Source organism: Cytobacillus sp., assembly GCF_032154635.1.
In the GTDB taxonomy this organism is placed as follows: Bacteria; Bacillota; Bacilli; order Bacillales; family Cytobacillaceae; genus Cytobacillus.
The window spans coordinates 130,702-137,701 of record NZ_JALDXW010000009.1 but is presented as its reverse complement, the minus strand read 5'-3'; the positions used below and the strand labels follow the sequence as shown (position 1 = coordinate 137,701).

Sequence of the window (7,000 nt, the reverse complement as noted above, 5' to 3'; positions counted from 1 at the left end):
TCATTCAGAGCATAATAAATAAGAGCTTCTTAGCTTTTAGTTGGAGAAACTACCTAACGAGGTAGTTTTTTGTTTTCTAGAAAATTATTAAATTGAATGTTGCGGATAACTTTGTGAAAGGTTGTCTGCATCCAGCTCCAGCGTCTATCGCCTATCAAACTTCAAGCCTCCTCCGCAACGATTGCGTCAACATCAGTTGGCTCTCGCTCACCGTGTTTCCTTTAGCGAAAGAACCGGTCCTTCCAGTTTGTACGGCGGTGACAAGGAGCTTGTGCATTTGTTCTAATGAATTGAACTAGCTCTTTTGCCTTCGCGTGATGTCTGGTCTAATAAAGGGGAATATTTTTTCTCATTTCACAATATGATGAACTATCATTAATGGAATGAGGGGATAGAGCTGAAAAATAATGTTGGTTCTTTAATTACAGGAGAGATGCTGGCTAATTATCATGAATTAAATCTTAAGAAAAAAGAGATTGAAACAGAATTGAATGAGCTGAAGAAGGTTTTTAATCAATATTTTGACATGGCAGTCGGCAAGGATATAAGAGGAGATATAACCATTGGCGATTATAAGTTACAAAGGCAAGTACGAGTGACTGAAAAATATGAACAAGAGGATACCGTTAATCGGCTCGAAGAATTAAATTTACTTGATTTAATTCAAAAGAAACCTGATGAGGAGAAAATAAAAGCTGCATTACATTTAGGATTATTAAAAGAGTCAGATTTAGAAGGCTGCATTAAAACTAGCTTTTCAAAGGCAATCTATGTAAAGCGAGCGGAGTAATAGAGATTCACGAAATGAACTTACATCCATTGGCAGTCACGAATAGTCTACCTATTTAGCTGACCATTTTTTGTAAGTTCGTTTTTTTATACATGATTGGAGAATTTATTGGGGAAATTAACCATAATGGGGGAGGGAGCGTTATGGGGTATAAAATCGAAAAGAGAGTTGAAATTTCATCGTGGGTAATCACATCAATATTATTGCTTCTGTTTTTGCCAAGAAAAAGACTTCGTGAAGCTATTCCTATTTTTTTATTTAAACAATTTATGACTTGGTTTTTCGGGCTCTTGGTCGTCCAAACAGATAAGATAAAATATCCATTTCGGCTTTTCTTTAAAAATGCGACTAAATCAAGCTTTACTTTTGAGTATTTTGTTTATCCTTCTTTATGTGCCTTATTCAATTTGTATTACCCAGAGAAAGGGAATAGGAAAACGAAGTTTCTCTACTATTTTGCTCATACATTTATACTCACATTTTTTGAATTCTTTATCGAGAAATATACAAAGTTGATTACATACAAAAAATGGAATTGGTGTTGGAGTTTTTCATCGATATGGGGTACTTATTATCTTTCGCGTGTCTTCCACAAATGGTTTTTCAAAGTCCCTGCCTATAACAAAGAGATTTATGAACAGAATATAACTAGATGAAAATGCGGTTCTTCACTAAAGAAGGTCGCATTTTTAAATGATAGTAAAACAAGTCATAATCGGATTTTTTTACTATAATATACAGTGGAGTATGCTTATTGTAGAATGAATAGCGAAAGGAAGTTTTATTTTGAATAAGTTCACGTTTGTCATTCCGATTATGATTCTTGTAGCTGTTCTAGCTATGTGGATGTTAGGGAAGGATTATTCCGAGATTGATCTCCAAATTAGAATACTAATCTCTGCAGGTGCTGCAATATTATCTGGAGCAATCTCTTATTTCTTATTTAATGTAGATAAAGAGAAAAATTGATGAAGCCAAGGAATCCCAGCTAAGCTGGGATTCCAATAATTATGCTAATTTGATTCCTAGTTAGGCTGACAGCATAATTCCCCTTCGCCCTTTTCAAGGGCTGATTTTAGGCTGCTGAGAACCCCTGACCAAGCCATTTGATGCCACTTGATTGCTTCTGCCCAACGATCTTCATTCTTAAACCCAGTATGCTCAACAATGACGTTTGTTGTTCCCTCATCTATCGCTACTAGATTCACTTTTACAGACGTTAATTCTTCGCCTTTATTCATTACTTCTTCGAATGGGTCTGGTCCTTTCCAGCTGAACTGCAGCTCTTCCTGATCGACCATCTTGATTATTTTACATCCTTTAGTATTCATTCCTGTTCGGTTTCCTGGAACAAAGTATAGCTCATAGGCGCCGTCTTCTTTTGCTTCAATTATTGTTTCCGGCGCAAACCACTGTGAAACACGTTCGGAAATGGTCCATGCATGCCAAACTAAACTTAACGGTGCATGAATAATAATCGTATTTGTGATGCCAACTTCATTAGAAATTGCCTTCATTTTTGACTCCCCCTATAAAAATAATCACATATTCTATATTACCATTTGTAAGAACAACTAAAAAGAATATTCCGAATTAACGCACTCTTACTTCAATTTATACTCATAGATTAAGTGATATTGCTTGCTTTCCCAGCTGCTAGGAAACATGATCCTTATAGCAAACATAAAAAAGCTTTGACATCCGAATAATAATCATGTAAATTACCTATTGTACGAACGTTTTTTAATCCAATTAAATATAATATTCGTGTTTAGGGGTGTAATAGATGGAAAATGTGTTTGATTACGAGGATATTCAATTAATTCCGGCAAAGTGTATTGTAAATAGCCGTTCTGAATGTGATACAACGGTTAAGCTGGGCAAGCATACATTTAAGCTGCCAGTCGTACCTGCTAATATGCAAACAATTATTGACGAAAAGATTTCAGTTTACTTGGCTGAAAATGGTTATTTTTATGTCATGCACCGTTTTGAACCGGGAAAGAGAATAGCTTTTATTAAAGATATGAAATCACGCGGACTTATTGCATCTATTAGTGTTGGTGTGAAAGAGGATGAATATCGCTTTATCCAACAATTAGCTGAAGAACAGCTCGTACCAGATTATATTACAATCGATATCGCTCATGGTCATTCGAATGCGGTGATTGAGATGATTAAACATATTAAGAAGCATTTACCAGAAAGTTTTGTTATTGCTGGAAATGTAGGAACACCTGAAGCAGTAAGAGAGTTAGAGCATGCTGGTGCAGATGCAACAAAGGTTGGCATTGGACCAGGAAAGGTATGCATTACAAAAATTAAAACTGGATTCGGAACTGGCGGATGGCAATTAGCTGCACTTCGCTGGTGTGCAAAAGCAGCAAGTAAACCAATTATTGCTGACGGCGGCATTCGTACACACGGAGATATTGCAAAATCAGTAAGATTTGGTGCAACGATGGTCATGATCGGATCATTATTTGCTGGGCATGAAGAATCTCCAGGTGAAACGATTGAAAAAGATGGAAAGCTTTATAAAGAATATTTTGGTTCAGCTTCAGAATTCCAAAAAGGTGAAAAGAAGAATGTTGAAGGGAAAAAAATGTATGTCGAGCATAAAGGTTCGTTAGAAGATACATTAATTGAAATGGAGCAGGATCTTCAATCTTCTATCTCTTATGCTGGAGGAAACAAGCTGGAAGCGATTCGCAATGTGGATTATGTGGTTGTGAAGAATTCCATCTTTAATGGAGATAAGGTGTATTAATAATCTTGTAACAAAAAAAGGGTAGCCGTTTTGGCTACCCTTCTCTCATTTTATTTACTCGCTTTATACTTATTTAAAAACTCTTGTGCTTTTGCAGGATCAGCTTTAAGTTCATTTCCTGTATTTACGATCGGGCTCACAGTAGAGACAGCTTTAATTTTATTATTTTGGTAATAGCTCAAAATTTCATCCTGGTTGATAGAGTAAAGAACGGCTTTTCTTAAATCATCACTTTTTGCGACTTCTCGATTTGCTGTGTTGAAGAGCAAATAGCTTACTCCGTTGCTTTCAATTCGCTGAAGCTTAAGTTTGCTGTCATTCTCGACCACATCGTATTTCGTTTCAGGAACGCCATAGTACATATAAATTTCCCCGTTGCGAAGTGCGGAAAGGGCACTGTCTGTATCTTGAATGAAACGGACAGTTATGTTTGAAATTTTAGGCTCATTTTCTGTGCCTTTCATATAACCAGGGTTCTTATAGAAAACTGCTTCATAATCGTTTTTATAAGATAAGATGTATGGACCGCTTGCATAAAGTGTATTGTTGTATTTATCGCCTTCAGTCACTGTGTTTTGGTCACCATATGGAATATCTTTGTTTATATCAAATGAGGCAACATCATATGTGTTGATGCTTTCTACCTGTTTCTTAGAAACAATGCCGCCAGACTGGTGTGCTAAATAGTTTAATACTTGCGGGAAAGGCTCGGTTGTTGTCATTTTAACAACCTGGTATTTTCCCTCTTTATTATTTGCTTGTGCTTTATCAGCTACAAGCTCCGAAATTTTCACATCAAGCCCATCCTCAAGTGCTTCTCTCACAGTCTTGTCACTGCCAGATTGCTTCACATCAAGTGCACTAAGATCTGTTACGACTTCTGCATCTTTAATATGCTCGTGCAGGCTGTATGTGCGGTGGTCTGGAACAGCGTTTTTATCCTTTGCACGATTTAGTGAGAAGATCACGTCGTCTGCACCGACACGTTCACCTGTATCTACCGCTTTTTTATCTGTAATTTTTGCAAAATTGATGTCATCTCGTAATAAGAAGAAGTACTCAGAATTTCCTTCTGCAATGCTATGATTATGTGATAATGATCCTTCAGAAGTTATTTTATCGTCATCTGTTAGGTTAATTAGACGTACATACATGTTCGTGTTGATCGTATTGATTGAACCATCATTTCCTTTAATTGGGTCAAGGGATGTTAGAGTTGAGATGGATTGCTGTAATAACAGCGGATCTGTTTCCCGTTTTGATGGATCGTTGAAATCAATTGTTTCCCATGCAAGTGCACGTGATTTAGAAAGTCGCACAGTATCTACATTTAAAACATCTTTGTTTATGCCTTGTGCCTTATATGAAATATATAACGGAGCAATATAAGCCTTATCAAAGACAAGACGCTGTTCTAATTGCTTGTAAGTATCCACATATTCTTCAGGTGTTTGTGTGCTTGCTAAATCAATGAGTTTGTCGATTTCTTCATCAGCCATGATACTGTAATCACCGCCAGATTTGAAAAGAGAGCGGACGGCATAATCTGGGTTGCCAGTAACTGTTGTCCAGCTGGATAAAGCAATATCATAATTTCCTGCATCCTGCTGAGCTTTATAGCTACCGTAGTCTGGCTGCAGATTCAGTTTTACATCAAATCCATTTTTTACAAGCTGGTCACGGACAATGTTAATATCATCTTCTTGGGAGCTTTGTCCAAGGATTTCAATCGCAACCTTTTCATTATTTGTGACACCATCATTTTTAGATTTTTTTCCTTCTTCTACATCTGACTTTGTGTTTACACAGCCTGCTAGCGTTAGTATGAAAGCAAGAAGAAGGGGGATAAATGTTTTTTTCACAGTAGGTTCCTCCTATATGATTCAATTAATATTTAAAAGCTAATATAGCGTTGCTCTTACTTAGTCAATTTTCGGGTCGAGCGCATCTCGTAATCCATCGCCCAAAAAGTTAAAGGAGAGGACGAGTGCAATAATCGCTAGACCTGGATAGATTGCTAGATAGGAATGGGACTCAAGATAGGTACTGCCAATTTTTAAAATGTTTCCCCACTCAGGTATATGAGGCTCAATCCCAAGACCGAGATAGCTTAAGCTGCTCGTTGCAATAACTGCACTTCCAATAGTTAGCGTGGATTTAACAATCATTGGCGCCATTGAATTGGGTACAACATGCTTGAAAATGATTGCTAGGGTACTCGTACCAAGTGCACGAGCAGAATCAACATATTCATAGTTTGATACCATTAAGACATTTGCACGCATCGTTCTTGCATAAGTTGGGATTGAACCAACACTAAGTGCAAGAATTAAAGTGATCGTGTTTGATCCGAAAGCAGCAATAATAACGATAGCTAATAGAATTCCTGGAATCGCGTACAAAACATCAAGCAGTCGCATAATGATATTATCTGTACGCTGACCATAATAACCGGAAAGGGCCCCAAGTATCCCGCCGATAGCAAAAGGAATTGCCGTAGAAATCACCCCTACAATTAGTGAGATTCGGGCACCGAAGACGATTCTTGAAAATAAATCTCTTCCGAAATTATCTGTTCCGAGCGGGTAGGCTAAACTCGGGGATTGAAGAGTCGCGCTGTAATTATTCTCCACCGCCATCGAATAGTCAAAGGTTAAATAGCTGCATACAGAAATAGAAAATACAAAAACAATAAAAAAGAGACTTAGCATCGATGTTGTATTCCTTGAGATTTTCTCCCAAATAATGATCCATTGCCCTGTACTTTCTTTGTTGCTATTCCGGATTTTGCTTATTAGATTCCATCCCAGTAAAAGACCGAATAGGTTTCCGGTTAAAGATGTCAGCATAAGCGGGATAGCGATATACATCATTTGGCGGGGAATAGGTTTCCCTTCAGTAATAGATTTGGTCACCAGAATAAGAACGATCAGCTGGAAAATAACGATTCCACTAAGTGCAAACATTCCTAACAGAAAGGTATCTGCTACATAGGGCTTAAATAGATTAAGGGCAGATACGCCAATAATAAAGAATTGCGTAATGAGCATGTATATGGCAATTGTATATTCTGTTGTCTTTTTCTCCTTAATTAATTGAGCGGCTGCGGTTACAATGAAGATATTCCCAGTTGCTATGCTAAGCAGCTGAATATACCCCCATTTTCTTGTTCTCGATTGCAGATAGCCAAATTGTTGAAGATCTTTTTTTATCAAAAAAGTGATGACAACCTGTATGCAAGTAAATAGTGCATATACTGTGAATGCACCGAAAATAATAGGCTTTACCGTTTGTGTTGAAAATTCATAGCTTGATAGCAATAGAATCACTGTGAGTACAATAGATACAATAGAGGTAAAGCTTGCTTGCATATATTCTGATGACAGCTTTAATGCGTGTTTTTTTTGATAACTAGGTAATTCTTTTATCTTGGACATCAT

At 37.2% G+C, this 7,000-nt stretch carries 7 protein-coding genes; 4 read left to right on the top strand and 3 right to left on the bottom strand.

All coding sequences use genetic code 11. From position 1 onward, the window contains the following. Positions 1-433 precede the first annotated feature (433 nt). The 3 genes from RUH74_RS08950 (at position 434) to RUH74_RS08940 (ending at position 1,759) form a co-directional block, all read left to right on the top strand. Complete coding sequence (locus RUH74_RS08950; protein ID WP_313799952.1) at positions 434-790, top strand: hypothetical protein; 357 nt, start codon at positions 434-436, stop codon at positions 788-790. A 92-nt stretch (positions 791-882) separates the two neighbouring features. After that, on the top strand, positions 883-1,446 hold the full coding sequence (locus RUH74_RS08945) for a CBO0543 family protein (protein WP_313799951.1): 564 nt from the start codon (positions 883-885) through the stop codon (positions 1,444-1,446). 130 nt (positions 1,447-1,576) lie between these two features. Continuing rightward, positions 1,577-1,759, top strand: a complete 183-nt coding sequence (locus tag RUH74_RS08940; protein WP_313799950.1) for a histidine kinase — start codon at positions 1,577-1,579, stop codon at positions 1,757-1,759. 56 nt (positions 1,760-1,815) lie between these two features. Here RUH74_RS08940 and RUH74_RS08935 read toward each other — a convergent pair whose 3' ends face one another. Next, the gene (locus RUH74_RS08935) at positions 1,816-2,307 is read right to left on the bottom strand and encodes an SRPBCC family protein (protein ID WP_313799949.1); all 492 of its coding nucleotides are present in this window, start codon (positions 2,305-2,307) and stop codon (positions 1,816-1,818) included. A gap of 269 nt (positions 2,308-2,576) precedes the next feature. Between RUH74_RS08935 and guaC the strand changes: the two genes are divergently transcribed. After that, the gene (gene guaC, locus RUH74_RS08930) at positions 2,577-3,560 is read left to right on the top strand and encodes a GMP reductase (RefSeq protein ID WP_313799948.1); all 984 of its coding nucleotides are present in this window, start codon (positions 2,577-2,579) and stop codon (positions 3,558-3,560) included. Positions 3,561-3,610: 50 nt separating this feature from the next. Here the strand turns inward: guaC and RUH74_RS08925 are convergent, their stop codons facing one another. After that, a complete protein-coding gene (locus RUH74_RS08925) occupies positions 3,611-5,422 on the bottom strand; it encodes an ABC transporter substrate-binding protein (protein WP_313799947.1) in 1,812 nt (603 codons plus the stop codon). A 60-nt stretch (positions 5,423-5,482) separates the two neighbouring features. Then, complete coding sequence (locus tag RUH74_RS08920; RefSeq protein WP_313799946.1) at positions 5,483-6,997, bottom strand: ABC transporter permease; 1,515 nt, start codon at positions 6,995-6,997, stop codon at positions 5,483-5,485. Between the last annotated feature and the right edge of the window lie 3 nt (positions 6,998-7,000).

Coding starts and splice junctions, on each gene's coding strand:
- guaC (WP_313799948.1), top strand. CDS start 2,577: ATGGAAAATGTGTTTGATTACGAGGATATTCAATTAATTCCGGCAAAG.
- RUH74_RS08950 (WP_313799952.1), top strand. CDS start 434: ATGCTGGCTAATTATCATGAATTAAATCTTAAGAAAAAAGAGATTGAA.
- RUH74_RS08935 (WP_313799949.1), bottom strand. CDS start 2,307: ATGAAGGCAATTTCTAATGAAGTTGGCATCACAAATACGATTATTATT.
- RUH74_RS08945 (WP_313799951.1), top strand. CDS start 883: ATGATTGGAGAATTTATTGGGGAAATTAACCATAATGGGGGAGGGAGC.
- RUH74_RS08920 (WP_313799946.1), bottom strand. CDS start 6,997: ATGTCCAAGATAAAAGAATTACCTAGTTATCAAAAAAAACACGCATTA.